The organism is Gordonia sp. NPDC003424, assembly GCF_053588655.1.
In genome coordinates this window covers 95,458-121,720 of sequence record NZ_JBSFQJ010000008.1, presented here as the reverse complement: position 1 = coordinate 121,720, position 26,263 = coordinate 95,458, and the positions used below count along the sequence as shown (strand labels likewise).

The window sequence follows — 26,263 nt, the reverse complement described above, 5'->3', positions numbered from 1 at the left end:
GGGTTTTTCGCACTTTCGGGCCACAAATATGAGGCTCCGTCGCACTTCAGAGGCCAAATTCGTCATTTTGATGACGAAACGTCGTGGCATTGGAACAGCGGGTGAATTCGTGCTGTTATGTGTGTCATGAGCAATGTGATCGATGACGACCCACAAACCCGGATCTCCGACACCGGCGTGATGACCATCTACACCACCAGCTGGTGCGGCTTCTGCGCACGACTGAAGACCGGCCTCAAGAGCCTCGGTCTGTCCTGGCAGGAAGTGGACATCGAACTCAACCCGGATGCCGCCGAATGGGTCGGCAGCGTCAACGGTGGAAATCACACCGTCCCGACGGTTCTGTTCGCCGACGGCACCACCGTGACCAACCCGTCGGTCGCCGAGGTCCGGGCGAAGCTCGGGGTCTGATCACGTTCGCCGCGCGGGACCTGTCGGTACCCGGTGACATAGTGGACCGGTGCCCGAAACCAACCCGATCCTGCGCGGCCTCGACCCCGAGCAGCGTGCGGCCGTCGAAGCCGCTCGCGGCCCGGTGTGTGTGCTCGCGGGAGCGGGGACGGGCAAGACCCGCACCATCACGCGTCGCATCGCGAATCTGATCGATCGCGGCGAGGTGCGTGCCGACCAGGTTCTCGCGGTCACCTTCACCTCGCGGGCGGCGGGCGAGATGCGGGCCCGGTTGCAGGCGCTCGGTGTCGCCGGGCCCGGAAACCTGGTGGCTGCGCAGACCTTTCATGCTGCGGCCTACCGGCAGCTGAAGTACTTCTGGCGTCGCGCACCACAGGGTGGGCAGTGGCAGCTGCTCGATCGCAAACTGCCCGTCGTCGCGCGTGCGGCACGCCGTGCGGGCCTCGACGAGTCGGTGGAGACGGTCCGCGATCTCGCCTCGGAGATCGAATGGGCCAAGGCCTCGCTCATCGGGCCCGAACGCTACAGCGCGCAGGTCGCCGCACTCGGGCGGACCACACCGCAGCCGCCGGACACGGTCAGCGAGGTCTACAGCTGGTACGAGGCCGCCAAGATCTCCCCGGACGGTGACCGGCTCCTCGACTTCGACGACCTGATCGGCGAGACCATCGCGATCCTCGACGCCGACCGGACCGTGCTCGACGAATTCCGTTCCGCCTACCGCTTTTTCGTCGTAGACGAATACCAGGACATCACCCCCCTGCAGCAGCGGCTCCTCGACATGTGGCTCGGTGAGCGCGACAACCTGACCGTCGTCGGGGATGCCAACCAGACGATCTACTCGTTCACCGGCGCGTCGGCCCGGTATCTGCTCGACTTCACCCGCCGCTATCCGCATGCCGAACTGCACCGGCTCGTCCGCGACTACCGCTCCACGCCACAGGTGGTCGGGTTGGCGAATCAGGTGATCGGTGCGGTCGGTGACCGCGCACCCGGCACGAGACTCGACCTCATCGGGCAACGCCCACCCGGCCCCGAGGCCCGGCCGGCCGAATTCCCCGACGACCGGCGTGAGGCCGTCGGGGTCGCCGCCCAGATCAAACACCTCGTCAACGCCGGCACGACGCCGTCGGAGATCGCCGTGCTGTATCGGGTCAACGCCCAGTCGGAACGCTTCGAGGAGGCCCTCACCGAGGCCGGTATCCCGTATCAGGTTCGGGGTGCCGAGGCCTTTTTCACCCGCACCGAGATCCAGCAGGCCCTGCGCGGACTGCGAGCCGCGGCCGCCCGCGACGACCTGCCGCCCGACGCCGACATCCGCCTGCTGGTGCGTGCGGTACTGGTGCCCCTGGGTCTGGCGGACCGCGAACCGTCCGGAACCCAGGCCCGGGCGCGATGGGAGTCGTTGCGCGCCTTGACCTCGCTGATCGACGAGATCCTGGATCAGCAACCCCGGATCACCCTCGACCGCCTCGTCGCCGAGTTGGACCTGCACGCCCGGGAGCGGCACACTCCCACCACCGCGGGTGTCACGCTCGCCTCGCTGCACGCGGCGAAGGGTCTGGAATGGGATGCGGTCTTCCTGGTCGGTCTGACGGAGGGATCGGTGCCCATCACCCAGGCCGTCGACCACGGTGACGACGCGGTCGCGGAAGAACGACGGCTCTTCTACGTCGGCATCACCCGTGCCCGCGAGCACCTCTATCTGTCGTGGAGTCTGTCGCGCAATGGCGGCCGCGCCACCCGGCGGCGCACCCGTTTCCTCGACGGCATCGACCTCGACCCGCGTCGAGCGGGGAAGTGCGTCGTGTGCGGTGCCGAACTGGTCAGCCCCGAGTCGCGGGTTCGGCGTCGATGCGACGGTTGCCGGGTCGACGGGCGGGACGAAGCCCTCGTCGGCGCCCTCCGGTCGTGGCGAGCCGCGCAGGCACGGCAGGCGCAGGTGGGAGAGCACGCCATCCTGACCGACGCGATGCTCGAGGCGATCGCCGAGCAGCGGCCCACCGACGTCCGATCTCTGCAGGCCATTCGGGGCCTGGGCGCGACCAAACTCGACCGGTACGGCCCCGGACTCGTGGATCTCGTCAAAACCGCAGGTCAAAAATAGGTTGTGCGATTCTCGTCGAGACATCTACCCTGGAATCCGTCAGCACGGGGTGAGACTCGTTTGTCCGTACGGGTTTCCCTCACACAGGCCATCGATGGAGGAAAGGAGCGGACACGTGAACGGCATCGGCACCCATTCGGCAGGGATTTCCCTGCTCGGCGCACAGCCGTGTGCGGCACCTGCCATCAGTTGGCGACCGGAGCGCGACCGCTCCATGCTCGCCGCGAGTTCGATGGCTCATCCGGAAGCGACACACGTAGCGCCGTCCGGATTCGCCGCCGCAGCGCGAGCGCCGCAGCGGTTCCCCGTGCAGATACGAAAGCAGCAGAGTCGGTAGGACTCCACAGCATTCGGGCCACGGGCGGATCGCAGAGGCGAAACCCGTGGCCTTCGTTTTTGTGAACGCCCCCAAGGTTTTTCATCCACGATGAGACCTTGATCGGCTCCACGAGCTCGAGGTTCCGGGTCATTCAACACCCAACACGAGCAGATGTGGAGAGAGCAATGACTGTCGAATGCGTTCTCGAATCCTGTCTTTCGGCGGACCGCGCATCGGTCGGTCGGTTGGACCTGCCCTGCCAGGTGACCGACGCCGATCTGTGGTTCGCCGAGGACCCCCGCGACCTGGACCGGGCCAAGGCCATGTGCGCCGAGTGCCCCTTGCAGGAGGCCTGCCTGCGGGCTGCGCTCGACCGCGCCGAGCCCTGGGGAGTCTGGGGCGGTGAGATCTTCGAGCGCGGCGTCGTCGTCGCGCGGAAGCGGCCGCGTGGCCGTCCGCGCAAGGACGCCGCATGACGGGTGTCCGGTCTGGCACTACGCCAGGCCGGGCACCCACTCTTCCATGATCGCCCGGTACGGGGCGTTGGCCTCGAGCTGCGATGCAATGCCCACGCAGCCCGCCAGGACGCGGAAGACCATCACATAGTTCTTGGGCAGGTTCAGATTTCGTGACGTCTTGTACACGTCACCCCGGACGTCGGTGGCCTTGCCCGCCGCCCGCTGCATCCACTTACGGGTGAAGTGGAACGATTCCGTGTACAGCGGGTCGACATACGGCCTCAGATAGGCCTCGATGTCGGCCGCGCTCACCCGGTCGGCGTGCGTGCGCCGGATGAAGTCGGTCTGCACCATCAGCTCTTTGAGCTCGTCGTACTTCTTGTCGCGCGCCAGTCGCAGGATCGGCCCGGTCTCCGGCGGCAACCCGTTGGGATAGTGGCCGACGGCACCGAAATCGAGGACACCGAACCGGCCGTCGTCGGTCAGGAAGAAGTTGCCCGGGTGTGGGTCACCGTGCAGCAGGCCGACCCGGAACGGGGAACTCACCTCGAAGGTGGCCATCTTGGCGGCCGCGTCGTCCCGGGTGGCCTGATCGCCTCCGGTGATGATCCGCGAGAGGGGAGTGCCGTAAAGCCATTCGGAGACAATCACCTTGGGCGCGCTCGCGATGACCTTGGGAATGACGAAATCCGGGTCGCCGTCGAACGCCTTGGCGAACGCGCGCTGATTGTCGGCTTCGCCGAGATAGTCGAGTTCGGCCTCGGTGCGATCGATCAGTTCGTCCATCATCGACTTGACGTCGGTGCCCGGCGACATCTTCTGCAGCAGACCCGACATCCGCGACAACGTCTTCAGATCGGCCTTGAGCGCGTGATCCGCGCCGGGGTACTGCACCTTGACCGCGACCTCGCGACCGTCCGACCAGACCGCCTTGTGCACCTGGCCGATACTCGCCGATGCGGCAGGTTCGTCGGAGAATTCGCGGAAACGCTGACGCCATTTGGTGCCGAGTTGCTGATCGAGCACCTTGTGCACCTTGGACGCGGGCAGCGGGGGAGCCTCGGCCTGCAGCTTGGTGAGTGCCTCGCGGAACGGCTCGCCGAACTCGTCCGGGATCGCCGCCTCCATGATCGACAACGCCTGACCGACCTTCATGGCGCCGCCCTTGAGCTCTCCGAGCACGGAGAACAGTTGTTCGGCGGCCTTCTCCAGCATTTCCTGCTGGATTTCGTCTTTGTCCTTGCCGGCCATGCGTTTGCCGAGACCTGCCGCGGCACGTCCGGCCATACCGATGGGCAGCGACGCGAGTTTCGCGTTGCGTCGGCCCTGCCCCCGAGTGATGTCAGCCATAGCGTCCTTTCCCCACTACAGAATAGAGGACCGGTCGCAACGGACCGTCGTCGCGCCGACCGGTGCGTCATCCGGCCGAGGCGACCACCGGCCGGCAATCGCAACACGGATGGGGTGGCCAGTGGGTGGTCTCCAGACGTGCCGGGTCGGTGTGGAATTCGAGTGCGCGATTGAACAATTGGGGCACGGCGGGCGAGGGTGCACCCGTCAGCAGCGCACGCGCGATCTGCTCGATCTGCGTGTGGGCGAGCGCTGCGGTGCTGCGGATCGTGCCGGCGCCGGCGGTGCCCGGTTGACGCAGCATCTGCGCCGCCAACAGTGGCCAGTCCGGATCGAGCATGGTGCGGTGGTGGTCGGCGCACCGCAGACAACTCGACAGGCCGGGCAGCACGAGCGGGCCGACGACCCCGACGCCATCGCGCACCCGCACCGGCAGGTGCGGGAGACGGGCCGCGGTCAAGGCACCCACGACCGACGGTTCGTGGACGAGGAAGTCCGACAGCACCACCAGATTTGCGTCCCATCGACCGATGACCTGCGCATCGGGCGGACGGCGCGACGATCGTCGCGGCGTCATCCCGACGTCGGCGAGGGACTCCGACAGCAGATCCGACAACGGCCCGCGGCCATGGATACGAACCCGCAGTGCCTGCGCCGCCCGCGAACTCGGCGGCGTCACGGCTTTGCCGGCGGCGATCAGTTGTCCGACGATGCCGGCGAACTCACCGGCGGTCAGGCCGATGGTGCGGACCCGCCGCAGGATCTGGCCGCGTGAGCGGGGCTCGGTCATCGATCGCACGAGGTCGGCGACCTCGCTCGCCGACACCGACCGCGGCAGGTCGATCAGCAGGCTGCGCCGCGGGTCGCTGCCGATGTGGACGCGGTTGCCCGGTCGGACCAGCACGGGGGTGCCGACCCGCAGCAGCGGCAGCGTGACCGGTAGATCGGCGACGGTGAGGCGATCGGGCATGGCGACACTGTGCCACCGCCGGAGAGCCGATCGGCGACGCGAACGCGGTTGTCCACAGGCTGTGGGAGAACCCGGCCGAACTCGTGGGGTGGGGTGTTGCTTCTGCGGTGTTACTTCTGCGGGGGATCGTCGTCGGCCGCGGAGTCCCCGGCCGACGTCGGGCCGTCGGGATCGCCGGGCTTCCCGGCGGCCCGCTCCTGGGCGAGCGTCGCCTCGAGCTGGGCGATCGGATCGTCGAATGTGCTTGTGCCACCGCCGATGACGCGGTCGACGAAGGCGGCCGGATGATCGAGATCCTCGGTGTCGGGCATCAGGTCCGGGTGTGCCCACACGCCGTCGCGGGTGGTGACGTCGCCGGCCTCGAGGAGTTGCTGCCACAACGCCGACGCCTCGCGCACCTTACGGGGGCGCAGCTCCAATCCGACGAGGGTCGCGAAGGTCTGCTCGGCCGGGCCACCGGACGCCCGGCGGCGACGCATCGTCTCGGTGAGCGCGACAGCGCTCGGGATCCGGTCGTCGAGCGCTCGCGACACCACCTGCTCCACCCAGCCCTCGACCAGCGCGAGCAGTGTCTCCAGCCGGTTGAGCGCCGCCTGTTGTTCGGGTGTGGTGGTCGGTTCGAACGACGTGGCCGATCCCATCAGCTCTTCGATCTTCGCCGGATTCGACAGCAACTCCTGCGGGTCGACGTTCGTGGTGAGCTCGTTGATCCCGGAGAAATCGATGCTGATGCCGCGGGCGTACTCCTCGACCGTGGCCAACAGGCGCTGCCGAAGCCATCCGACGTGCGTGAACAGGCGGACGTGAGCGGCCTCGCGGGCGGCGAGGAACACGATGATCTCCTGCGCCGGCAGGTCGAGACCGTCGGCGAAGGTGGCGATCGCCTCGGGCAGCAGCACCGCGGTGCCCTCGGGCGCCAACGGCAGACCGATGTCGGTGGAGGTCAGCACCTCTTTGGCCAGCTGGCCGAGGCCCTGCCCGAGTTGGGTGCCGAACGCCATGCCGCTCATCTGCGTCATCATCCCCATCATCGGGCCGGCGAACTGCGCGGCCTCCGGCGGCAGGTTCTGTTCCCACGTCCGTGACAGTTGGGTGGCGACGGGATCGCACAACCGCTTCCACGTCGGCATCGATTCCTCGAGCCACTGGACCGGGGTCCAGGCGATCGCGGTGCGGACGCCGCTCGGGAAGGTGGTGACGTCGTCGATCCAGAGTTCGGCGAGGTGCACGGCGTCGGCGACGGCCTGGGTCTCCTTGTCGAGGACCGGGGTGAAGTTCCCGATCTGCTGACGTGCCAGGTTGCTCGCCACCTGATAGTTGACGGGGCCGCTGCCCGACCCCGTCGACATGCCGGCACCCATCCCGCTGAACATGCTGCCGAGCTGGGAGAACATCTGGCCGAGCGCAGCGGGGTCGAAGGCCGACGGGTCGATACCCTCACCGCCGAGGGCGAATCCGAAGGGGTTCTGTGCACCGCCCGCGCCGCCGGTGCCCGAGTCGCCCGGTCCGCTCTTGTCCGCGCGACGTTTCTCGTCGTCATCGTCGTCGGAGGCGGAGAATCCGAAGGGCAGATCAGTCATGCCTCCACGGTACCGCCCGGGGTTGGCGTCGGCGCGGGTCTCCTGTTCGCCTTGAGCGTAGGCGGCTCAATGTCAGGCGGCTCCACTAACCTGTGCGGAATGAGATTGCAGCCCGGCCATCGTCGGATCGCGACTGTCGCCGTCACCGTGCTGGTGTTTGTGGCTCTGCTGTTCATCGGTACGACCGTGCAGGTTCCCTACGTCGCCCTGGGACCGGGCCCCACCGTCAACACGCTCGGCACCGTCGATGTGGCCGACGGCAAGCAGACCGTCAAGAAACCCGTCGTCGACATCTCCGGGACCCCGACCGACCCCACGACCGGCAACCTCAACCTGACGACCGTCTCGGTGACCGACGGGATGTCGCTGTTCCAGGCCATCGGCATGTGGGCATCGGGCACCTACACGCTCGAACCCCGCGATCGGGTGTTTCCGCCCGACCAGACACCGGATCAGGTGCGTGAACAGAACCAGCAGGACATGAGCGGTTCGGAGGACAACGCGACAGCGGCGGCCCTGCGCTTCCTGAACCGGCCCACCGCACTGGAGGTGGCGTCGATCGCGCCGAAGGGACCGTCGGCCGACGTGCTGCGCAAGGGGGACCGGCTGATCACCGTGGCGGGCAAGCCCGTCGCCACGACCGAGGAACTGCAGGCGGCCATCCGGGGCAACGCGCCGGGCACCGCGGTGCCGATCGAGATCGAACGCAATGGCGTGCGGCAGACGGTCACGGTCACGCTTGCCGCCCGCCCGGACGACCCGAAGGTCGGCTACCTCGGTGTCACACCCGACGTCGTCAACGCCGACCCGGCGCTGAAGATCACCTACAACGTCGGCGACATCGGCGGTCCGTCCGCCGGGATGATGCTGACGCTGGCCGTGATCGACCGACTCAGCCCCGGCGAACTGACCCACGGCAAGTTCATCGCCGGCACCGGCACCATCGACGACGAGGGCGACGTCGGCCCGATCGGCGGCATCACCCACAAGACCCGTGCCGCCCGCGACGCCGGTGCCACGGTCTTCCTGGTGCCCGAGAAGAACTGCGCCGAGGCCAAGTCCGATGCGCCGGACGGTCTGGAACTGGTGAAGGTCGACAACCTGCAGTCGGCGATCGACGCGCTCGGCGACGTCGGTGCCGGCCGCGCCGCGCCGCACTGCTGACCCCTACTCGAGCGTGTGCCGCAACGCCGCCCGCAACCCGGTCGCGAGGTCGGACGCCGTCCGCAGCTCGATGCCGTCGACCACCTCGCCGGGCATGGGGCGCAGGTGTAACAGGGCCAGGGTGCGCCCGTCCCGCAGTGCGCCGACCGCCAACCGCGCTTCCCGGCCGTCGGGATGTGCGCGGGCCTCGTCGCGGTCGGCCACCTCGGTGTCGGGTGGCAGGACCACGATCTCCTGCACCACCGCGGTACCGGCGACCGACGGTGGCCAGCTCGTCGTCGCGAGGACACGTTCGAGGTCCTCGTCGCCGGCGATGCCGGTGAGCGGCTCCTGGGCGATCGGACTCAGTTCCGAGTCGTCATCGGGGCCGACGAGTTCCGGCTGCTGCGCGGCCAGGGTCGCCGTGGGCACCAGCGCGAACAGCAGCGGCGACTGGCCCCATCCGGCGTCGTCGACGAACTCGACGATGTCGCGCAACGCACTGCCGAGCGCGTCGGGGGAGAGCGCGGTGATGTCGGGCCGGTGCGGGTCGGTCACCCGTTCATCTTGCCGGGCGCGCGCCCTCCCGCGAAACCCGCAGGAACTTGACAGAGAGCCTGCTCGTTGGGGGGTCAGTCATGCACCAGCGTGATGCGCGTCGCCCGGCCAGTACAGTTGGGTGCACAGCGCGCCTGAGGGCGCACTTCCTACCGGACCGGTGTCCGGAATGAGAACTTTGGAGAGTGGATAGGTGGGCGTACGCGGGCCGTCGGGGATGCCGACACTGTCGCGCAAGAGCAAGATCGCCATCGGGATCGGCGTTGCCGTCCTCATCTTGCTGCTGATCGGGCCACGTCTGGTCGGGCTGAGTACCGACTGGCTCTGGTTCTCCGACCTCGGCTACTCGCGCGTGTATTCCACGATCGTGTGGACTCGACTCGTCTTGTTCCTGGTCACGTCGCTGGTGGTGGGACTCATCGTCTTCGGGGCCATCGCGGTGGCCTACCGATCCCGACCGGTGTTCGTGCCGGCGTCGGGGCCCAACGATCCGCTGGCCCGGTATCGCGCCAGCGTGATGACCCGGACCCGGTGGTTCGCGATTCTGCCGGCAACCCTCATCGGCCTGCTGGCCGGTCTGGTGACCCAGGGTTCGTGGGCGACGGTGCAGACCTTCCTGCACGGCGAGGCCTTCGGCAATCGTGACCCGCAGTTCGGTCTCGACGTCAGCTTCTACGCGTTCGACCTGCCGTTCTACCGGCTGATCCTGAACCTGTTGTTCGTGGTCGTGGTCATCTCGTTCTTCGCGAACCTGCTCACCCACTATCTGTTCGGGGGCATCCGGCTCGGTGGCGCGGGCGGTGGTCCGTCGATGTCCACCGCGGCGCGGATTCAGCTCGCCTCGCTGGCGGGAACCTTCCTGCTGCTCAAGGCGGTCGCCTACTGGTTCGACCGGTATTCGCTGCTGTCGAGTCAGCGCAAGCAGGAGATCTTCACCGGCGCGAGCTACACCGACATCAACGCGGTACTGCCGTCGAAACTGATCCTGATGGCCATCGCGGTCATCTGTGCGCTCGCCTTCTTCGCCGGGGTCATCCTGCGTGATCTGCGGGTGCCGGCACTGGCCACCGCACTGATGGTGCTGTCGGCGTTGGTGATCGGCGTCGGCTGGCCACTGGTGATGGAGCAGTTCTCGGTCAAGCCGAATGCGGCGCAGAAGGAGGCCGAATACATCTCGCGCAACCTGGATGCGACGACCGCGGCCTACAAGATACGGGAGAAGGACGACGTCACCTATGAGCCGGACTGGACGTTGACGCAGGCCGACCCGGTGGCCGTCAACGGCGATTCGGCGACGCTGTCCAACATCCGGATTCTGGATCCGAACGTCATCGCGCCGGCCTTCAACCAGCGTCAGTTCCTGAAGAACTTCTACGGCTTCCCGGCGCAGCTCGCGGTGGACCGCTACACCGTCGACGGCCAGCAGCGCGACTTCGTCGTGGCCGTCCGTGAACTCGATCCCGCGAAGTACGGGGCGAACCAGCAGAACTGGATCAACAAGCACACCGTGTTCACGCACGGAAACGGTTTCATCGCCGCCCCGGCGAACACCGTGGACGAGGCGTCCTCGGACAGCGACAGCGACCGTGGTGGCCTGCCCGTGTTCAAGGTCAGCGACCTGGAGAGCATCCGGACGCCGGAGTACCAGAAGACTGCACCCATCAAGGTCGCCCAGCCGCGCATCTACTTCGGTGAGCTGATCGCCAAGGTCAACCCGGACTATGCCATCGTCGGTTCGGTCAACGGCGACCGCGAGTACGACGAGGACGGGAAGAACTACACCTACACCGCGGATTCGGGTGTATCCCTGGGCAACTGGTTCAACCGGGTGCTGTATTCGATCAAGTACACCGAACGCAACATCCTGCTGTCGGACGCGATCAACGCGAACTCGAAGATCATCTACAACCGCGACCCGCGGGACCGCGTGAAAAAGGTCGCGCCGTGGCTGACCGTCGATTCCAAGACATATCCGGCCGTCATGGCCGACGGGTCGATCAAGTGGATCGTCGACGGTTACACCACGCTGAACACCTACCCGTACGCGCAGCGGATGTCGCTGCAGGACGCGACCGCCGACGCGCAGGAGCTCAACCCGGGACAGACGGCGCGCCGTCAGGTGAATCAGCAGGTGTCCTACGTGCGTAACTCGGTGAAGGCGACCGTCGACGCATACACCGGCAAGGTGACGCTCTACCAGTTCGACACCAGCGATCCGGTGCTGAAGACCTGGATGAAGGTGTTCCCGGGAACCGTCCAGGCGCGCGCCGAACTCGACAAGCATCAGGATCTGGTCTCGCACTTCCGCTATCCGGAGGACCTGTTCAAGATCCAGCGCACACTGCTGGCGAAGTACCACGTGTCCGACCCGGAGACGTTCTTCCGCAGCAACAACTTCTGGTCGATCCCGGCGGACCCGAGCAAGGATCAGGCGGTACAGCAGGGCCTGAGCCAGCCGCCGTACTACTTCACCGCCGCCGCCCCGGACGGACCGAATGCGCAGTTCCAGCTGACGACGGTGATGACCGGTCTGAACACCCGAAATCTGACGGCGTACATGACGGCGTCGTCGGATCCGGGGTCCTACGGTCGCATAACCGTGAAGGAGTTGCCGACCGCCAAACAGACGGTGGGTCCGCAGCAGGCGCAGGAGAACATGAAGAGCGCCGGTCCGGTCGCGTCGGACCGTAAGCAGGTGGAGGACACCACTCGGGTGACCTACGGCAACCTGCTCACGCTTCCGGTGGGCCGCAACGGGATTCTGTATGTCGAACCGATGTACACGCAGTCCAAGACCGACGACTCGGCGATACCGAAGCTCTATCGGGTGCTGGTCTACTACAACGCGGCCAGCGATGGCGCACGCGTCGGATATGCGGCGACCGTCGCCGAGGCGCTTCGGCAGGTCGGGATCAACCCGTCGGAGGTGACCGCACCCGAGGCCGGCCAACCGGTGGAGGGGGACAACTCCGGGTCGACGCCGCAGCAGGCCGGTGCCGCCACCGCACCGCCGGCACAGCAAGGGAGTTCGGCCGAACGTGACGCCGCGGTCAAGGCCATCGGCGACGCGCTGAGCGCCCTGAAGGACGCACAGACCAATGGCGACTTCACGGCGTACGGCGCGGCGCTCGATCAGCTGAACAAGGCTGTCGCGCAGTACGAATCACTGCCCGCGCAGAACTGACGGCGCGCCGGTTCCGCTCGGACCAACGACATCACCCCACCTCGCCGGGCGAGGTGGGGTGATGTGTCTGAGATGCGGTGTGCCTGACGACGTCGTCTCAGGTCAGCTCCGGTAGCGCGTCATGTAGCGACGCAACTCGTTCTCCGTGTTGTCCGGCGTCATCGGGCTGTGGTGGTAGTGGCGGATCAGCGACATGAAGATCGATACCGCGCTGGCGAATGCGGCCACCATCAGGAGGCCGAACACGATGGCCGGCACCACGTGGCCGCCGGCCATGTTGACTAGCCAGAGCGCCGCGCAGGCGAACCCGCCCAGCGCCAACAGAAACCCGACCACGCTCATCGGGTGGGTTCCGTGGCTCTCGTGATGTGGCAGATGGTGAGATGCCATCGTTCCTCCTCGGGTTGACGTGGCCCCAAGGATACGCCTCAGTTGTGATATCCATCACAAAATCACGGAACGATCACGACCTCAGTGTGGATGTGTCGCGACGTAGTGCTCGATCTCGGCGGAGCTGGCGTCCGGGATCAACGGGCTGTGATGGAGCCGATGCGCCATGGTGGTGTAGATGACGCCGGAACCGATGAGGCAGAGCGCCAGGCCGACTCCTCCGATGATCGTCCACATGGTGTCGCTGGTCGCCAGCCCGTTCACCAGCATGCCGAGTGCCGGGATGATGAGCACGACGAGCAGGTAGGCGACAAAGCTCATGGGGTGACGATTGTCGTGGCTGGTTGCGGGCTGAGCTGCGATGGTGGCCATCGTCTTCTCCTTGGTTGACAACTCTCTTGTTGTGACATCTTCAACATCCTCCTGAGACCTGGCGGCTACCAGGGACTTTCGGCCCGACCGACTGGGGCCCTCGGTCGACTTCGCGATCCGGCGGCCGGCGCCGCCGTCGTGGTATCGAACAGCACTCGTCGGCCGTTCCTCCGCCCACTTTGCGAAGACTCCCCGGAAACTTCGGGAGGGTCTTTGCAAAGGGGGCGGAGGAACGTCGGGGACGCATCGCCGACCGCGGGAAACGCGACTGCTGTGTTCCAGGTCACGTGCATCGTGCCTGGTCAGAGTGTGTTTCATGGCCGATTTGGAAAAGCGCGGATCGTGTGTGTAACGTGGTGTTCACCAACGCGGGGTGGAGCAGCTCGGTAGCTCGCTGGGCTCATAACCCAGAGGTCGCAGGTTCAAATCCTGTCCCCGCTACGAGAGAAGAGGCTCCGGAAGCATTGCTTCCGGAGCCTCTTTCGTCATGTCATCGCGTCCCGCGCGATCAGCTTCGATACCGCTCGCGCAGATCACGTTTGAGGATCTTGCCCGCCCCGGACACCGGGAGTTCGTCGACGATGTCGAGACTGCGTGGCACCTTGTAGCCGGCGATCTCGGCCTTGCAGTGCTCGCGCAGATCGTCGAGCTCGAGGCTCGAGCCCACGGCGAGCACGACGACCGCGTGCACCCGTTCACCCCACTCCTGGTCGGGGACGCCGATGACCGCGCAGGCCGCCACGGACGGATGTTTGGCCACGGCGTTCTCCACCTCGACGGAGTACACGTTCTCGCCACCGGAGATGATCATGTCCTTGATCCGGTCGGCGATGAACACGTAGCCGTGCTCATCCATGTAGCCGCCGTCGCCGGTGTGCATCCAGCCGTCCCGGATCGCCGCTGCGGTCTCCTCCGGCTTGTTCCAGTACCCGAGCATCACGTGGTCACCGGTGACCACGATCTCGCCCACGGTGCCCCGCGGCACCTCGACACCGTCCGGATCGACGATCTTCACCGTCGCGTGCGGCGCGGCGCGTCCGGCCGAGCGGCGCAGTACCGGATCGGCGTGATCGCCGTCCTGCAGGATCGTCGCCACCGGCGACAGCTCGGTCATGCCGTAGGCCTGGACGAACTGCGCGGCCGGAAACACCTTGCGCGCGCGGTCCAACACCGCCTCCGAGATCGGCGACGCGCCGTAGGTGACGTGTGTGAGCGACGGCATCGAGAACTCCTCGCGCCGTGGATGATCGGCGACCATCTGAATCATCGTGGGGACCAACAGCACGTCGGTCACGTCGTGCGTGGCGATCGCCGTCATGGTCGCCACCGGCTCGAACGCGGGAATGAAGACATGCGACGCGCCCAGCACGCTGTGCATGACGGTGGAGGCGAAGTCGGCGAGGTGGAACATCGGTGCGCAGTGCAGCACCCGACCCTCTCGGCTGACCGTGCCGGCCGCGGCCGAACCCAGTGCGGAGACGAACAGGTTGCGATGGCTGAGCATCACACCTTTGGGGAAGCCGGTGGTGCCGCCGGTGTAGAAGATGCCTGCCACCGCGTCGCCACGCCGCTCGCTGTCCGCGATCGGCTCGGACTTCGCCATCAGGTCCTCGAATGACAGTGCGCCCGAGGGCGTTTCCCCGTCACCGAGATGAATGATGCGGTCCAGCTCGGGGGTCGACTCCCGAACCGCGGCCAGCAGCGGCAGGAAGGTGTCGTCGACCGCGAGCACCCGCACCCCGGCCTCGACGAGCGAGTACGCGATCTCCTTTGCGCTCCAACGGATATTCACCGGGACGATCACCGCGTCCGCCCACGGCACGGCGTGGACGAAGTGGAAGTAGCGGTCGGAGTTGAGTGCCAGGATGGCCACGCGGTCCTCGGCTGCGACGCCGTGGGCGCGCAAGCCGCCCGCCAGACGGGCGACGCGGTCGAGGACCTCGGCATGGGTGAAGGTGCGGGCACCGTCGATCGTCGCGATCTCGCCGGCCTTCTGCTGCGCGTTGCGGTGCAGCGGCTGGGTCATGTACATGTGGGCTCCTTTGGTGGGTGATCCGGGTCAGGCGGTGGTGGACGACGTTTTGACAGAAGTCGAAAACCGTTCGCGCAGATCGCGCTTGAGGATCTTGCCGGACGGATTCCGCGGAATCTGTTCCACCACGACCAGTTCGTGTGGCAGCTTGTAGCGGCCTATCCGGTCGGAGGCGAAGCTGCGGAGATCGTCGAGGGTGAGGCTGGCGCCGTCGCGCAGTGTCACCACGGCGAGGATGCTCTCGCCGTACTCCTCGTGCGGACGCCCGACCACGGCGGCGTCGGTGACGTCGGGATGGCCGGCGATGGCCCCCTCCACCTCGACCGAATACACGTTGCGGCCTCCGGTGATGATCATGTCCTTCAAGCGGTCGACCACCGTGAGATACCCGTCCGGATCGAGGCGGCAGATGTCACCCGTGTGCAGCCATCCGTCGACGATGGTCTCGGCGGTCGCCTCGGGCTTGTTCCAGTAGCCCTTCATGACGCTTTCACCGCGCAGCAGCAGTTCGCCTGCACCGCCGGGCCGCACGTCGGCACCATCGACGTCGACGACGCGGCATTCCATCCCGAGGATGGCCTGGCGGCCGCTCGCGTCCGGGCGTTCGCGTACCTGGTCCCGATTGCAGAAGATGCCGTTCGGGCCGGCTTCGGTCTGTCCGCACAGCTGAATGAGGTTCACGTTCGGCAGCGCGGTCAACAACTGCTCTACCGCACTGGCCGGCATCGGTGCGGCCCCGAACATGCCCGTCCGCCAGGCGGAGAGGTCACGTTGTGCGAGATCTTCCCTGGCGGCGAGGAACTGGAACATCGTCGGAACGCCGAAGAACATGGTGATGCGCTCGGATTCGAGGGCGTCGAGTACCTTTCCGGGATCGAATCCGGATTGCACGACATGCGTTGCGCCGAGCAGCGTCCCGGGAATGAGCATGATGCAGAGTTCCGCGGCGTGATACAGCGGTGCGACATGCAGGAAGCGGTCGCCGTCCTGCATGCCGCAGGTGCCCAGCATGCCGACGCCGACCCACAACGCCCGATGATGATCGAACGTGGCGCCCTTGGGTTTTCCGGTGGTACCCGAGGTGTAGAGGATCTGTGCGTCGTCGGACTCGACGGTGGTGTCCTCGATCGGGATGGCCGGCCGGTCGGCGGCAAGCGCGATCAGGTCGTCGTAGCCGTCGACGGCGCCGAGAGCCAGTAGCTGCAGGCCGGTGGGCAGGCCGGCGGATACGGCGGCGCCGACAGATGGTTCGAGTGCCGGATCGAACACCAACACCGATGCGCCCGAATCGCGGACGAGGTAATCGATCTCGGGCGCCGTCGACGCCGGGTTGATGGGCACGAAGATCGCGCCGAGCCGATGGGCCGCGTAGAACGCGATGACGAAACGGTCCGAGTTCGCGGCGAGCAGGGCGAACCGGTCGCCCTTGCGCAGGCCGCGTTCGGCGAGCAGTCCCGCGACCCGGTCGACCTCTTGATCGAGTTGGCGGTAGGTGCGTCGTGTGCCGTCGAACACGAGCGCCTCGCGATCGGGTACGCGTGCGGCGGTATTGCGAAGTGTGGCACCGATTGTGGCCATCGTCGTTCCTCTATGTGGTGGTGTTCCAGCGGCTGATCTGAGCTGCCGGCGACTCGGTGACCGGCGCGGCCGGGGGAGCGGGCGGCATGGTGGTGTCCGTCATCTTTCGGGAATGTCAGGTGTGTGCCGCGACCGAGTGGCGGTCCCGAAACGCCTGCGCCGCATCGGCATGTGCCGCGGATCCCAAGGTCAGTACCTGGGAACGCATTTCGACGGCCAGATGCTCACGGAAGCCGCTGAACCCGATGCTGCCGTTGAGGAGATCCTTGGCCATCCGTACCGACAGCGGCGGCTGCTCGGCGATCTCTGCGGCCAGTGCGAGCGCCTCGTCGAGTGGTGACTCCACGATCCTCGACGCGTAGCCGAGTTGCACCGCTGTCGGGGCGTCCAGGGTTCCGCTGCGATAGAACAACTCGGCCGCGCGGGCATGGCCGATGAGCCGCGGCAGCAGATACGAGAGTCCGAGATCGCCGGGCGTGACACCGAGCTTCACGAACGGCGTGTGAAACCGTGTCTCCGCGCCGAGGATTCGCAGGTCGGCGGCGGTCGCGAGGGCGAATCCGCCGCCCGCCGCATGACCTTGCACCGCGGCGATGACCGGCTGCGGAACCTCCCGCATCGACAGGATGAGAGCGGTACCGACACGCAGTGTCTCGTAGCGATCCTCGACCGACTGGGCCGCGACCCCGAAGACATCCTCACCCATATCCATGCCCACCGAGAAGTTGCGTCCCTGTCCGGTCAGGACGATGGCGCGGCACTCGGTTGTGCCGCCGAGGTCTTCGAAGGCGGTGCGCAACTGGGCGAGCGTGATGCCGGTCATCGCATTCGACCGTTCCGGGTTGATCATCTCGACGATGCCGACCCCGTTCTCGAGGAGTCGGGTCCGAACCTCGTCGTACTCGGTGATCATGATCAGGCCTCGAATCCGCCACCGGTGACCGGGATCCGGCCGACACAGGCGCCATCGTCGCCGCCGGTGAGGATGGCGGTCTTGCCCTCGGGTTTGCGCATCAGGTGTCCTTCGTAAGTTGTTGTGCCAGAGAGTGGCGGCGAATCGATGGGGTCACAGCGAGCGGGAGATGATGTCCTTCATGATCTCGTTGGTGCCGCCGTAGATCTTCTGGACACGCGCGTCCTCGTACATGCGCGCGATGGGGTATTCGCGCATGTACCCGTAGCCGCCGAACAGTTGCACGCACTTGTCGATGACACTGCACTGCTGCTCGGTCAGCCACCACTTCACCATGGCGGCCGTGGTGGCATCGAGTTCACCGCGCAGGTGCCGTTCGATGCACGAGTCGAGGAAGACGCGTGCGACATGTGAGGTGGTCTGGCATTCGGCGAGGATGAATTTGGTGTTCTGGAAGTCGAAGATGCTCTGGCCGAAGGCATTCCGTGACTTCGTGTAGGCGAGGGCCTCGTCTACGGCCAATTCCATCTGGGCGACGGCGGTGACGCCGATGGTCAGACGTTCCTGGGCGAGCTGGGTCATCAGCTGGCCGAACCCGCGGCCCTCGATCTCGCCGAGCAGGTTCGCCGTCGGCACCCGGACGTCCTCGAAGGAGAGCTCCGAGGTGTCGGCGCCATGCTGTCCGACCTTCTCGAGCACACGTCCCCGGGTGAATCCGGGCAGATCGTCAGTCTCCGCGACGACGAGGGACACCCCCTTCGCGCCGCCCGCCGGATCGGTCTTGGCGACCACGACGATCAGGCCGGCGTTCTGCCCGTTCGAGATGAAGGTCTTGGCGCCGTTGATCACGTACTCGTCGCCGTCACGGCGCGCGGTGGTCCGGATGTTCTTCAGGTCCGAACCGGCGCCTGGTTCGGTCATCGCGATCGCGCCGATCAGTTCGCCGGCAGCCATTTTCGGCAGCCACCGCCGGCGCTGCTGCTCGGTTCCGTAGGCGAGTATGTAGTGCGCGACGATCCCGCTGTGCACCGAGTTGCCGAACGAGCTGTCACCGACCTGCGCCTGTGCTTCGAAGACGGCGAGGTCGTGCGCGATCGTGCCCCCACCGCCGCCGTACTCCTCGGGGATGCTGCAGCAGAGCAGTCCCAGCCGTCCGGCCTCGAGCCAGACCTCCCGATCCACCCGTTGCTGCTTCTCCCACTTCTCTCGCTGAGGGACAAGCTCTTTGGCGAAGAACTTCCGGGCGAGCTCGCCCAAGGCGACGACCTCGTCGTCGTGCCACGTGCTGGTGTATGTGGAGTCCATGCTCATCAGCTCTCGAATCCGCCGCCGGTCACCATGATCTGGCCGCTCACGTAGTTGGCCTCCGGGTAGGTCAGCATGACGACCGAGCCCGCTGCCTCGTCCGGGGTGCCCGGTCGGCCGAGCGGGATCATCATCTTCGCGGCATCGAGCAACGCCGGGCTGACGCCGACCTTGATCTCGCGTCCTTCGATGTCGATGGTCGAATTGCCGTCGGCGGCCGCGGTGGTCAGACGGGTCTCGATGAACCCGAAGGCGACCGCGTTGACGTTGACGTTGTAGCGGCCCCACTCCTTGGCGAGGGTGCGGGTCATGCCGATGATGCCGGCCTTGGCGGAGGAGTAGTTGATCTGGCCGGCGTTGCCGTACAGGCCGGCGATCGAGGAGATGTTGACGACCTTGCGGTGGACCGGGGTGCCCGCGGCCTTTTCGGCCTTGGCGGCCGCGGCGATCACCGGTTGCGCGGCGCGCAGGATGTGGAACGGCGCCTTGAGATGGACGTCGAGGATGGCGTCCCACTGATCGTCACCCATCTTCTGGATGACGGTGTCCCAGGTGTAGCCGGCGTTGTTGATGATGATGTCGAGGCCACCGAACTCGCTGGTGGCGGTGGTGACGAAGCGCTCACCGAAGCCGTCTTCGGTGACGCTGCCCGCGCAGATGACCGCGTTACCACCGGCGTTGGTGATTTCCTCGACGACCTGCTTGGCCGGGTCGGAATCGAGGTCGTTGACGACGACGTTGGCGCCTTCGTCCGCGAGTTTCAGCGCGATCGACCGGCCGATGCCGCGTCCGGAGCCGGAGACGATCGCGGTCTTGCCTTCGAGTTTGCCCATGAGTGTGTGTCCTTCGTGAATCGGAAGATGGTGAGGGTGAGGAGGTGTCAGTCGAGTGCGATGACCGCTTGGCCCAGGAGGGTGACGGTGCCGTCGGCGAGGGCCACCTTCAGGTCGAGCGTGGCCTGACGTTCACCGTCGACGTCGTCGATCGACGTGACCGTGCCGGTACACGTCGGTCGGCCGTGCACGGGAGTGATCGCGGCGAAACGCACCTTGTAGGACCGAAGCTGCTGCTGCGGAGCGACATCGGTCAGTAGTCGGCCGAGGTAGGCCATCGACAGCATGCCGTGTGCGAACACGTCGTCGAGACCCGCCGAACGGGCGTTGTCGATGTCGATGTGGATCGGGTTGTGATCACCGGAGGCGCCGGCGAACAGGGCGAGGGTGGTACGGGAGATCGGATCGATCTGCAGCGCAGGCAGTTCCGCGCCGACCTCGGGGGCGAACGTCGTGGTCATCGTTACTCCTCGGAGGACGTGTCGGATGCGGGGGCGCGGTTCTGTGCGACCAGGGTGTTACGCACGATCGCCACGACCGCGCCGTCCTGATTCGTCACGGTGGACTCGCGCACCAGGAAGTCGAGCAGTCCACCCTTCTTGTCGTAGACATCGACGACGCGGCTGGTGGAGGTCAATTCGTCCCCGGCATAAGTCATCTGGCGGTACTCGAACTGCTGCTCGCCGTGCAGCACCGTACGCAGGTCGATGCCGAGCTCGGTGATGAACGCGAACGAGTCCGGACCCTCCATCTCGATGCCGAAGATGAAGGTCGGCGGCACCGGCAGATCGCGGTGCCCGGCCTGCTTGGCGGCGTCGAGGTCGGTGTAGATCGGGTCGGTCTGACCGGTGGCCGCGGCGAAGTCGCGCAGTCGGCTGCGGGTCATGAGCAGCGACACCCCGGGAAACTCCCGGCCGATGACGGAACGGTCGATACTCATCGCGCATCCACCTTCTGGTACAGGGTGACGACGCAGGCGCCGCCGAGACCGAGGTTGTGCTGCAGCGCCAGGCTGACGCCCTCGACCTGTCGTGCCTCGGCCTGACCGCGCAACTGCCACACCAGCTCCGCGCACTGAGCGAGACCGGTGGCACCGAGCGGATGGCCCTTGGAGAGCAGACCACCGGACGGGTTGGTCACCACGCGGCCGCCGTAGGTGTTGTCGCCGTCGCGGATGAACTTCTCGGCGGTACCGGTCGGGGTGAGTCCGAGGGCCTCGTAGGCGAGGAACTCGTTGGTGGTGAAGCAGTCGTGCAGTTCCACCACGCGGATGTCCTCCGGTGAGACGCCGGCGGCCTCGTAGACGCTCTTGGCGGCCATGGTCGCCATGTCCGCGCCGATCACCTGTCGCATGTCGCGTGTGGTGAAGGTGGTCTCGGGGTCGGTCGTCAGGCTCTGTGCTGCGATGACGACGTCGGCCTTCAGGTTGTTCTTGCGGGCGAACTCGGGGCTGCAGACGACGGCAGCGGCGGCGCCACAGGTGGGCGGGCAGCACTGCAGACGGGTCAGCGGGCCGAAGATCTTCGGCGAGTTGAGGACTTCGTCGACGGTGACCGGGTCGCGGAAGACCGCGGTCGGGTTGTTCGCGGCATGTTTGCGCGCCTTGACCGAGATCTCGGCGAACACTGCGGGGTCGATGCCGAACTCGTCGACGTAGGCCTGACCCGCACCGCCGAAGAACTGCGCGGCCATCGGCGAGTTGGGGTCGGTGCCCTGCAGTTCGTCGCGCAAGGACTCCTGCCGCTGCATCGGGTTGGGGCGGTCGGTGTACACCGAGCCGAGCGCCCCGGGCACCATCTGCTCGAAGCCGAGTGCGAGTGCGCAATCGACCGTGCCGCTGGCCACGGCCTGGCGAGCCAGCCACAGTGCCGACGAGCCCGTAGCGCAGTTGTTGTTGACGTTGATGATCGGAATCCCGGTCTGCCCAAGGCCATAGAGGGCGGCCTGGCCGGATGTCGAGTCGCCGTAGACGTACCCGACGTATGCCTGCTGGACCTGGGTGTAGTCGAGTCCGGCATCCGCGAGTGCGCGGCGGGCGGCCTCTTCACCCATCTCCGAGTAGGTCTCGCTGCGGCCCGGCTTGGTGAACGGGATCATCCCGACCCCGGCTACGTGCACCTGCATTGTCATCCATCCTTCATCCGTGGAGTGATGTAAACCACCTTAACCAAAATTTACTTATTTGCAAGTGTGCAGGTGAGAGCGCCATTCGGGCGGATCCGAGCAGGTAAGGGAATGGAGTGGGAGGCGATGCGGCGATGTGGGTTCATCCCTCGCTCGTCCGGGATGACCTTGTCCAGGAAGGGGATTGGTCACGTGACCGGGCAAAACGCCCGGCAGGCGACCGTGATCGGCCGCAATGGCGTGCCGTGTGAACTGGGGCTAAGTGAGCTTCTGGGCCGGGAGTTGTCCGCTGTTGTCGGGGACGAACAGCACGGCGCGCGCCATTGCGGCGATGTCGTCGACGACGGCGGAATTGGCCCGCACCGTCGCGACTCGGCTCACGATCTGGATGACGGTGAGCGCGGTATGCACCAGCACTCGCGCCGAACGCTCATCGAACTCGGGTCGGCTCGCACGCAGCAGTGCGACCCATTCGATGACGTATTCACGTTGGCGGGCAAGCATTTCTGGTGACAATGACGTGCGATCGGTCAACAGTGCGGTGTTGAGGACAGTGCCGTCGAGGATGAGTCCGAGGTAGCCGGAGACCAGGTCGGACAATACGCCGCGCGCGGTGACGTTTTCTCGCAGCACGCGGTAGAGCAACAACCACAACGCGTTGACGCCACGCTCGATCGCGGCATCGAGGACGTCGCCCTTGCTCTCGAAGTAGCTGTACAGATTGGGCCCGGTGACGCCGGCTGCCGTACCGATGTCGCTGAGCGAGGTCGCCTCGAATCCGTCCCGGTCGAAGAGCCGGATCGCATGCATCAGGAGTGCTTCCCGCTTCGATACCGGTGCAAGGTGGTGTGCCGCATCCGGATTGGGGAGTGGGTGCGGTGAACCCAACTCGACAGCCGCGATGGCCAGACACGATTTCGCCAAGAGCGCGGCGGACTCGGCCGGTGGGAGCGAGGTGTGGTGGAAGCTCGGACTCGCCAGGGCTGCCTGAACGCCGTAGGCCAAGACCTTGGCCTGAGGCTCCGAGAGGGTCGTTCGTGTTGCACAGATCCGTTGCGCCAGTGAACGATTGTTGTCGTTCAATCGGCGCGCCAGCCGATCGTGATCGGCCGCGTCGAGGTATCGCGACTCACGCCACCACAGGGCGCCGGTGTCGCGGCGAACCACCGCGGCGGTGCTCGCCTGGTTGATGTGGGCAACGAGATCGTCGTCGAGATCCGTGGAAGCATCCAGATCGTCGATGCTCTGCTCGATCACTGCGGTCAGCATCACGCGTTTGTTCGCGAAATGCCGATACAGCGCGCCGGCGGTGATGCCGACACTCTCGGCGATCTGGGCCATCGACACGTTGGGGAAGCCGTGATCGAAGAACAAGACGCGTGCGGAATCCACGATCTGACCCTTGCGGTCCTTCGGTCGGCGCCGCACCACCGTGGCCTTCGTGGGATTGGGCACACTCACCCCTCGCTCAACATGTAAATGCCGGCTAAGCATAGCCGTAGGGAGCCGGGTGTCGGCGTGACGCGCTCTACCGCGCGACCGCCACCGGAGCGGTGGTCGTCACCGGTGTGGTGCTCGTCGCGGCGTCATCGCCACGAACCAGGCCTCCTGCACACCCAGCAAGACGATCAGCGACAGCAGCGGACCCTCGACCTCGATCGGTTTGAGTGCGAGATCGAAGGCGTCGGTGAATCCCGGCCACAGGGCCACGACGACGACCGCCAGATAGAGGGGGACACCGAGCACTCCGAACACCCAGGGCAACACGATGCTGTCGGTGCGGCGGGCGAACTGATAGGCCAGCAGGGCGATGCCGACGGCGCCGAGGAATCCGGCCGCGGCGAAGGCGAAACGCCAGATGACGGCGATTTCCGGCGCGACCTGGGCGAGCAACGACATGGCCGCGGGGATGGCGAACTGCAGTGAGACGAGATATGCCATCTGGTGGCCGGCGCCGGTCGGACCGCCGAGGTCGTCGCGATCCTTGATGGCCACCCACCAGAGTCCCAGCAGCGTGAAGTTCGTCGCCGCCACGACCCCGTAGAACGCGGACTGGTCCATGTATCGACGATAGCCCCGGATGGTCCGTCGCAGGGATTCAGTCGAGTACCGCCAGCACATCGCACTGGATGAGCGAGCCGCCGTCGAGCTGTGCGGCGACGGCTTGCCGGGCCGGCCGGCCGGTGGGGTCGGGGAACATGGCGAGCCACTCCCGGTTGAGCGCCTCCCGGTCGCGGTAGTCGGCCAGCCAGAACGTCATCTTGAGGATGTCGTCGGTGCCGCCGCCGACCGCGTCGAGCAGTGCGCGCACGTGGCGGAACACGTTGGCGCACTGCTCATCGAGTCCGTCGGGCATCTCGCGTGTCGCCGGGTCGCGGCCGGTCAGCACACCGGAGGCGACAAAGGGGCCGATGCGACTGGCCGCCGGGATCGGGTTGGCGTGCCCGAATCCGGGCAGCTCGATGCTGACGCGGCGCGCCACCGTCAGACTCCCGGCTCCGCGATCACCTGGTTCTCGATGACGCCGAGACCGCTGATCTCGGCGCGTACCACGTCGCCCACCTTGAGGAAGTTCTTGGTGGGAGCACCGATTCCGGACGGAGTGCCGGTGGCGAGGATGTCACCGGGCTCCAGCGTGAACACCTGGGTGAGGTAGGCGATCTGCGCGTAGATGTCGTAGATCATGTCGTTGGTCGGAAAGTCCTGGCGGACTTCGCCGTTGACGGTGAGTGTCATGTGCAGATCCAGCGGATCGGCGATCTCGTCATCGGTGGTCAGCCAGGGGCCGATGGGTCCGTGCGTGTCGAAGGACTTGCCGAGAGTGAACGTGGGAGAACGCTTCTGCAGCCAGTCGCGCACCGAGACGTCGTTGGTGACGAGGTAGCCGGCGATGACCGAGCGGGCGTCGGAGACCGAGACGTGCTTGCACTGCTTGCCGATCACCACTCCGAGTTCGATCTCGTAGTCGAGTTCGTCGGAGACGTCGGGCTTCACGATGCCGTCGTATGGTCCGGCGATGCAGGACACCTGCTTGTTGAACCACAACTGGCTGGTGGGGATGGGGATGCCCGCCTGCCGCGCCTCTTCGGCGTGCTCTTTGTAGTTCATGCCGATGCCCAGGTATTTCTGCGGGGCATCGATCGGCGCCTCGAGAACCACGTCGCTCAGCGCGTGTGTCGCTCCGTCCGCGGACTCGATGGCCTCCTTCAGGTCCGCCAGTTGCGGCAGGATGGCGCGTAACGAGGTGCCGACGCCGGGGACATCGGAGATGTCGGTCAGGGTGTCACCGTCGACGCGGCCGAGGCGGCTCGGGCCGTCGGCAACGTGAAATCGAGCTATTCTCATGGGCTTTCTTCTCCAGTCTGGGCTTTGGTATCGATGGTGTCGCCATGGTCGTGGTCGTCGAGTTCCGAGTCGAAGGCGGGCCAGACGTGCTCCCCGTCGGGGGTCATCTGGAAGTTGATGAATCGCCACACGCCGTCGGAGCCACGCCGCAGCACCTGCGTGACCATGCCGGAGATGACGCGTTCGCTCCCGTCGGGGGAACGCAGCCGGTTGATCAGCCGTCCGGTCATGAGCGCGACGTCGTCGCCGATCATGCGGACCTTCAGCTTTTCCCGACGCATCTCGATGTACGCCTGACGTTTCTGCACATGTTCGAGCAGCTGCGCCTTCGTGTGCGCCAGGCCGGGTGCATGGATGTGCACCAGTGCCTCGTCGAGCAGTTCGCTCAGCGCACCCGTATCCGCGGCCATCAGGGCGATGTGCCTGCGCTTCTCGAGGGCGAAGATCTTGCCGCGGATCCCCGGGTCGGCCACCCGAACCACACTGGTATATGCGCTGCTCATATCAATCCTCCGTACGATCCGCCGTCGAGTTGCAGGTTCTGCCCCGAAATGTAACCGGCTTGGGCGGAGCACAGGAAGGAACAAGCGTCGCCGAATTCCTCCGGACGCCCGAGACGGCGCGCAGCGATCGTGGCGGCGATCTGCGCGCGGGCTTCCTCGCGGGAGATGCCCTCGCGTTGCATCCTCCGCTGGACCATGAACTCCTGGCGCGGCGTGTCGATGCGTTCGGGTAGGAGGTTGTTGATCGTCACGTTGTCGGCGACGACGCTGGAGCCGATGGATTTGCTGATGGCGGTCAGCGCCGCGCGGGCCGAGGTGGACAGACCCATGTCGTAGGCGGGGCTCTTCACCATGGCCGACGTGATGTTGACGATGCGTCCGAAGTGGTTCTCGACCATCCCGGGGATGTAGGCGCGCATCAGCTGGACTGCCGGAACCATGTTGGCGCGCAACGCATTGACCAGCGCATCCTCGTCCCAGTCGTCGAGGGTGCCGGGTGCCGGGCCGGCGTTGTTGGTCACCAGGATGTCGACTGCCGGGAGCTTCTCGACGATGGCTGCACGACCGTCGGCAGAGGCCAGATCGGCTGCCACCCAGTCGATCCGGGCGCCGTCGACCTCGGCGCGCAACTGGTCGGCCGCGGCGGCCAGTTTGGTCGGCTCCCGACCGTTGAGGGTGACCGCCACGCCTTCGCGCGCCAACGAGCGCGCGCAGGCATAGCCGAGGCCCTGCGACGACGCCGCCACGAAGGCGACGCGTCCGGTGAGGCCGAGATCCATTGTGGGGGT

The 26,263-nt window shown here is 66.3% G+C and carries 25 protein-coding genes and 1 tRNA gene; 6 read left to right on the top strand and 20 right to left on the bottom strand.

The genetic code is table 11. From position 1 onward, the window contains the following. Positions 1-126 precede the first annotated feature (126 nt). The 3 genes from ACWDTI_RS13985 to ACWDTI_RS13975 all read left to right on the top strand — a co-directional run bounded on the left by ACWDTI_RS13985 (position 127) and on the right by ACWDTI_RS13975 (position 3,313). Positions 127-411 (top strand): mycoredoxin, encoded by a 285-nt coding sequence (locus ACWDTI_RS13985; RefSeq protein ID WP_449738692.1) that lies wholly within the window; start codon positions 127-129, stop codon positions 409-411. A gap of 49 nt (positions 412-460) precedes the next feature. Continuing rightward, on the top strand, positions 461-2,518 hold the full coding sequence (locus tag ACWDTI_RS13980; RefSeq protein ID WP_449738691.1) for an ATP-dependent DNA helicase UvrD2: 2,058 nt from the start codon (positions 461-463) through the stop codon (positions 2,516-2,518). A gap of 504 nt (positions 2,519-3,022) precedes the next feature. Beyond that, positions 3,023-3,313 (top strand): WhiB family transcriptional regulator, encoded by a 291-nt coding sequence (locus tag ACWDTI_RS13975; protein WP_449738690.1) that lies wholly within the window; start codon positions 3,023-3,025, stop codon positions 3,311-3,313. A gap of 18 nt (positions 3,314-3,331) precedes the next feature. On the opposite strand, the gene ACWDTI_RS13970 is transcribed toward ACWDTI_RS13975, so the two are convergent. From ACWDTI_RS13970 to ACWDTI_RS13960, 3 genes are all read right to left on the bottom strand, one after another. Continuing rightward, positions 3,332-4,645: an ABC1 kinase family protein gene (locus ACWDTI_RS13970; protein WP_449738689.1), complete on the bottom strand. Its 1,314-nt coding sequence runs from the start codon at positions 4,643-4,645 to the stop codon at positions 3,332-3,334. A gap of 67 nt (positions 4,646-4,712) precedes the next feature. Next, on the bottom strand, positions 4,713-5,615 hold the full coding sequence (locus ACWDTI_RS13965) for a hypothetical protein (protein ID WP_449738688.1): 903 nt from the start codon (positions 5,613-5,615) through the stop codon (positions 4,713-4,715). A 110-nt stretch (positions 5,616-5,725) separates the two neighbouring features. Next, entirely contained in the window at positions 5,726-7,195 is a 1,470-nt protein-coding gene (locus ACWDTI_RS13960; RefSeq protein WP_449738687.1) for a zinc-dependent metalloprotease, read from the bottom strand. Positions 7,196-7,294: 99 nt separating this feature from the next. Between ACWDTI_RS13960 and ACWDTI_RS13955 the strand changes: the two genes are divergently transcribed. Then, positions 7,295-8,359 carry a YlbL family protein gene (locus tag ACWDTI_RS13955; RefSeq protein ID WP_449738686.1) on the top strand — a complete coding sequence of 355 codons (1,065 nt, stop codon included), beginning with the start codon at positions 7,295-7,297 and terminating at the stop codon, positions 8,357-8,359. A gap of 3 nt (positions 8,360-8,362) precedes the next feature. Here the strand turns inward: ACWDTI_RS13955 and ACWDTI_RS13950 are convergent, their stop codons facing one another. After that, the gene (locus ACWDTI_RS13950) at positions 8,363-8,896 is read right to left on the bottom strand and encodes a PPA1309 family protein (protein WP_449738685.1); all 534 of its coding nucleotides are present in this window, start codon (positions 8,894-8,896) and stop codon (positions 8,363-8,365) included. A gap of 217 nt (positions 8,897-9,113) precedes the next feature. On the opposite strand from ACWDTI_RS13950, the gene ACWDTI_RS13945 reads away from it, so the two are divergent. Then, positions 9,114-12,080 carry a UPF0182 family protein gene (locus ACWDTI_RS13945; protein ID WP_449738819.1) on the top strand — a complete coding sequence of 989 codons (2,967 nt, stop codon included), beginning with the start codon at positions 9,114-9,116 and terminating at the stop codon, positions 12,078-12,080. Positions 12,081-12,182: 102 nt separating this feature from the next. Here the strand turns inward: ACWDTI_RS13945 and ACWDTI_RS13940 are convergent, their stop codons facing one another. Then, on the bottom strand, positions 12,183-12,470 hold the full coding sequence (locus tag ACWDTI_RS13940) for a hypothetical protein (RefSeq protein WP_449738684.1): 288 nt from the start codon (positions 12,468-12,470) through the stop codon (positions 12,183-12,185). Between the two features lie 81 nt (positions 12,471-12,551). Further along, positions 12,552-12,842 carry a hypothetical protein gene (locus ACWDTI_RS13935; RefSeq protein ID WP_449738683.1) on the bottom strand — a complete coding sequence of 97 codons (291 nt, stop codon included), beginning with the start codon at positions 12,840-12,842 and terminating at the stop codon, positions 12,552-12,554. Positions 12,843-13,209: 367 nt separating this feature from the next. Here ACWDTI_RS13935 and ACWDTI_RS13930 point away from each other — a divergent pair. After that, a tRNA-Met gene (locus ACWDTI_RS13930) sits at positions 13,210-13,283 on the top strand. A 67-nt stretch (positions 13,284-13,350) separates the two neighbouring features. Here ACWDTI_RS13930 and ACWDTI_RS13925 read toward each other — a convergent pair. From ACWDTI_RS13925 to ACWDTI_RS13860, 14 genes are all read right to left on the bottom strand, one after another. Next, positions 13,351-14,874 carry a long-chain-fatty-acid--CoA ligase gene (locus tag ACWDTI_RS13925; protein ID WP_449738682.1) on the bottom strand — a complete coding sequence of 508 codons (1,524 nt, stop codon included), beginning with the start codon at positions 14,872-14,874 and terminating at the stop codon, positions 13,351-13,353. Positions 14,875-14,901: 27 nt separating this feature from the next. Beyond that, complete coding sequence (locus ACWDTI_RS13920) at positions 14,902-16,452, bottom strand: class I adenylate-forming enzyme family protein (protein WP_449738681.1); 1,551 nt, start codon at positions 16,450-16,452, stop codon at positions 14,902-14,904. Positions 16,453-16,567: 115 nt separating this feature from the next. After that, positions 16,568-17,365 (bottom strand): enoyl-CoA hydratase/isomerase family protein, encoded by a 798-nt coding sequence (locus tag ACWDTI_RS13915; protein WP_449738680.1) that lies wholly within the window; start codon positions 17,363-17,365, stop codon positions 16,568-16,570. A gap of 153 nt (positions 17,366-17,518) precedes the next feature. Further along, complete coding sequence (locus tag ACWDTI_RS13910; protein WP_449738679.1) at positions 17,519-18,670, bottom strand: acyl-CoA dehydrogenase family protein; 1,152 nt, start codon at positions 18,668-18,670, stop codon at positions 17,519-17,521. Positions 18,671-18,675: 5 nt separating this feature from the next. Then, on the bottom strand, positions 18,676-19,503 hold the full coding sequence (locus tag ACWDTI_RS13905; protein WP_449738678.1) for an SDR family NAD(P)-dependent oxidoreductase: 828 nt from the start codon (positions 19,501-19,503) through the stop codon (positions 18,676-18,678). Between the two features lie 47 nt (positions 19,504-19,550). After that, on the bottom strand, positions 19,551-19,964 hold the full coding sequence (locus ACWDTI_RS13900; protein WP_449738677.1) for a MaoC/PaaZ C-terminal domain-containing protein: 414 nt from the start codon (positions 19,962-19,964) through the stop codon (positions 19,551-19,553). Between the two features lie 2 nt (positions 19,965-19,966). Beyond that, positions 19,967-20,443, bottom strand: coding sequence for a MaoC family dehydratase N-terminal domain-containing protein (locus ACWDTI_RS13895; protein WP_449738676.1), 477 nt, complete (start codon positions 20,441-20,443; stop codon positions 19,967-19,969). Further along, complete coding sequence (locus ACWDTI_RS13890; protein WP_449738675.1) at positions 20,440-21,633, bottom strand: lipid-transfer protein; 1,194 nt, start codon at positions 21,631-21,633, stop codon at positions 20,440-20,442. Before ACWDTI_RS13890 ends, ACWDTI_RS13895 begins: the two co-directional genes overlap by 4 nt. A gap of 252 nt (positions 21,634-21,885) precedes the next feature. Next, complete coding sequence (locus ACWDTI_RS13885; RefSeq protein ID WP_449738674.1) at positions 21,886-23,082, bottom strand: TetR/AcrR family transcriptional regulator; 1,197 nt, start codon at positions 23,080-23,082, stop codon at positions 21,886-21,888. Between the two features lie 105 nt (positions 23,083-23,187). Continuing rightward, positions 23,188-23,688 (bottom strand): hypothetical protein, encoded by a 501-nt coding sequence (locus ACWDTI_RS13880; protein ID WP_449738673.1) that lies wholly within the window; start codon positions 23,686-23,688, stop codon positions 23,188-23,190. Between the two features lie 37 nt (positions 23,689-23,725). Next, positions 23,726-24,109: a RidA family protein gene (locus ACWDTI_RS13875; protein WP_449738672.1), complete on the bottom strand. Its 384-nt coding sequence runs from the start codon at positions 24,107-24,109 to the stop codon at positions 23,726-23,728. 2 nt (positions 24,110-24,111) lie between these two features. Then, positions 24,112-24,972, bottom strand: a complete 861-nt coding sequence (locus tag ACWDTI_RS13870; RefSeq protein ID WP_449738671.1) for a fumarylacetoacetate hydrolase family protein — start codon at positions 24,970-24,972, stop codon at positions 24,112-24,114. Beyond that, positions 24,969-25,475: a nuclear transport factor 2 family protein gene (locus tag ACWDTI_RS13865; protein ID WP_449738670.1), complete on the bottom strand. Its 507-nt coding sequence runs from the start codon at positions 25,473-25,475 to the stop codon at positions 24,969-24,971. Before ACWDTI_RS13865 ends, ACWDTI_RS13870 begins: the two co-directional genes overlap by 4 nt. Next, positions 25,472-26,254, bottom strand: coding sequence for an SDR family oxidoreductase (locus tag ACWDTI_RS13860; protein WP_449738669.1), 783 nt, complete (start codon positions 26,252-26,254; stop codon positions 25,472-25,474). The genes ACWDTI_RS13865 and ACWDTI_RS13860 overlap by 4 nt, the downstream gene beginning before the upstream one ends. Positions 26,255-26,263 lie beyond the last annotated feature (9 nt).

Excerpts from the sequence above, each read along its gene's own strand:
- ACWDTI_RS13985 (WP_449738692.1), top strand. The coding sequence starts at position 127 with ATGAGCAATGTGATCGATGACGACCCACAAACCCGGATCTCCGACACC.
- ACWDTI_RS13975 (WP_449738690.1), top strand. The coding sequence starts at position 3,023 with ATGACTGTCGAATGCGTTCTCGAATCCTGTCTTTCGGCGGACCGCGCA.
- ACWDTI_RS13970 (WP_449738689.1), bottom strand. The coding sequence starts at position 4,645 with ATGGCTGACATCACTCGGGGGCAGGGCCGACGCAACGCGAAACTCGCG.
- ACWDTI_RS13965 (WP_449738688.1), bottom strand. The coding sequence starts at position 5,615 with ATGCCCGATCGCCTCACCGTCGCCGATCTACCGGTCACGCTGCCGCTG.
- ACWDTI_RS13960 (WP_449738687.1), bottom strand. The coding sequence starts at position 7,195 with ATGACTGATCTGCCCTTCGGATTCTCCGCCTCCGACGACGATGACGAC.
- ACWDTI_RS13955 (WP_449738686.1), top strand. The coding sequence starts at position 7,295 with ATGAGATTGCAGCCCGGCCATCGTCGGATCGCGACTGTCGCCGTCACC.
- ACWDTI_RS13945 (WP_449738819.1), top strand. The coding sequence starts at position 9,114 with ATGCCGACACTGTCGCGCAAGAGCAAGATCGCCATCGGGATCGGCGTT.
- ACWDTI_RS13940 (WP_449738684.1), bottom strand. The coding sequence starts at position 12,470 with ATGGCATCTCACCATCTGCCACATCACGAGAGCCACGGAACCCACCCG.
- ACWDTI_RS13935 (WP_449738683.1), bottom strand. The coding sequence starts at position 12,842 with ATGGCCACCATCGCAGCTCAGCCCGCAACCAGCCACGACAATCGTCAC.
- ACWDTI_RS13925 (WP_449738682.1), bottom strand. The coding sequence starts at position 14,874 with ATGTACATGACCCAGCCGCTGCACCGCAACGCGCAGCAGAAGGCCGGC.
- ACWDTI_RS13920 (WP_449738681.1), bottom strand. The coding sequence starts at position 16,452 with ATGGCCACAATCGGTGCCACACTTCGCAATACCGCCGCACGCGTACCC.
- ACWDTI_RS13915 (WP_449738680.1), bottom strand. The coding sequence starts at position 17,365 with ATGATCACCGAGTACGACGAGGTTCGGACCCGACTCCTCGAGAACGGG.
- ACWDTI_RS13910 (WP_449738679.1), bottom strand. The coding sequence starts at position 18,670 with ATGGACTCCACATACACCAGCACGTGGCACGACGACGAGGTCGTCGCC.
- ACWDTI_RS13905 (WP_449738678.1), bottom strand. The coding sequence starts at position 19,503 with ATGGGCAAACTCGAAGGCAAGACCGCGATCGTCTCCGGCTCCGGACGC.
- ACWDTI_RS13900 (WP_449738677.1), bottom strand. The coding sequence starts at position 19,964 with ATGACCACGACGTTCGCCCCCGAGGTCGGCGCGGAACTGCCTGCGCTG.
- ACWDTI_RS13895 (WP_449738676.1), bottom strand. The coding sequence starts at position 20,443 with ATGAGTATCGACCGTTCCGTCATCGGCCGGGAGTTTCCCGGGGTGTCG.
- ACWDTI_RS13890 (WP_449738675.1), bottom strand. The coding sequence starts at position 21,633 with ATGACAATGCAGGTGCACGTAGCCGGGGTCGGGATGATCCCGTTCACC.
- ACWDTI_RS13880 (WP_449738673.1), bottom strand. The coding sequence starts at position 23,688 with ATGGACCAGTCCGCGTTCTACGGGGTCGTGGCGGCGACGAACTTCACG.
- ACWDTI_RS13870 (WP_449738671.1), bottom strand. The coding sequence starts at position 24,972 with ATGAGAATAGCTCGATTTCACGTTGCCGACGGCCCGAGCCGCCTCGGC.
- ACWDTI_RS13865 (WP_449738670.1), bottom strand. The coding sequence starts at position 25,475 with ATGAGCAGCGCATATACCAGTGTGGTTCGGGTGGCCGACCCGGGGATC.
- ACWDTI_RS13860 (WP_449738669.1), bottom strand. The coding sequence starts at position 26,254 with ATGGATCTCGGCCTCACCGGACGCGTCGCCTTCGTGGCGGCGTCGTCG.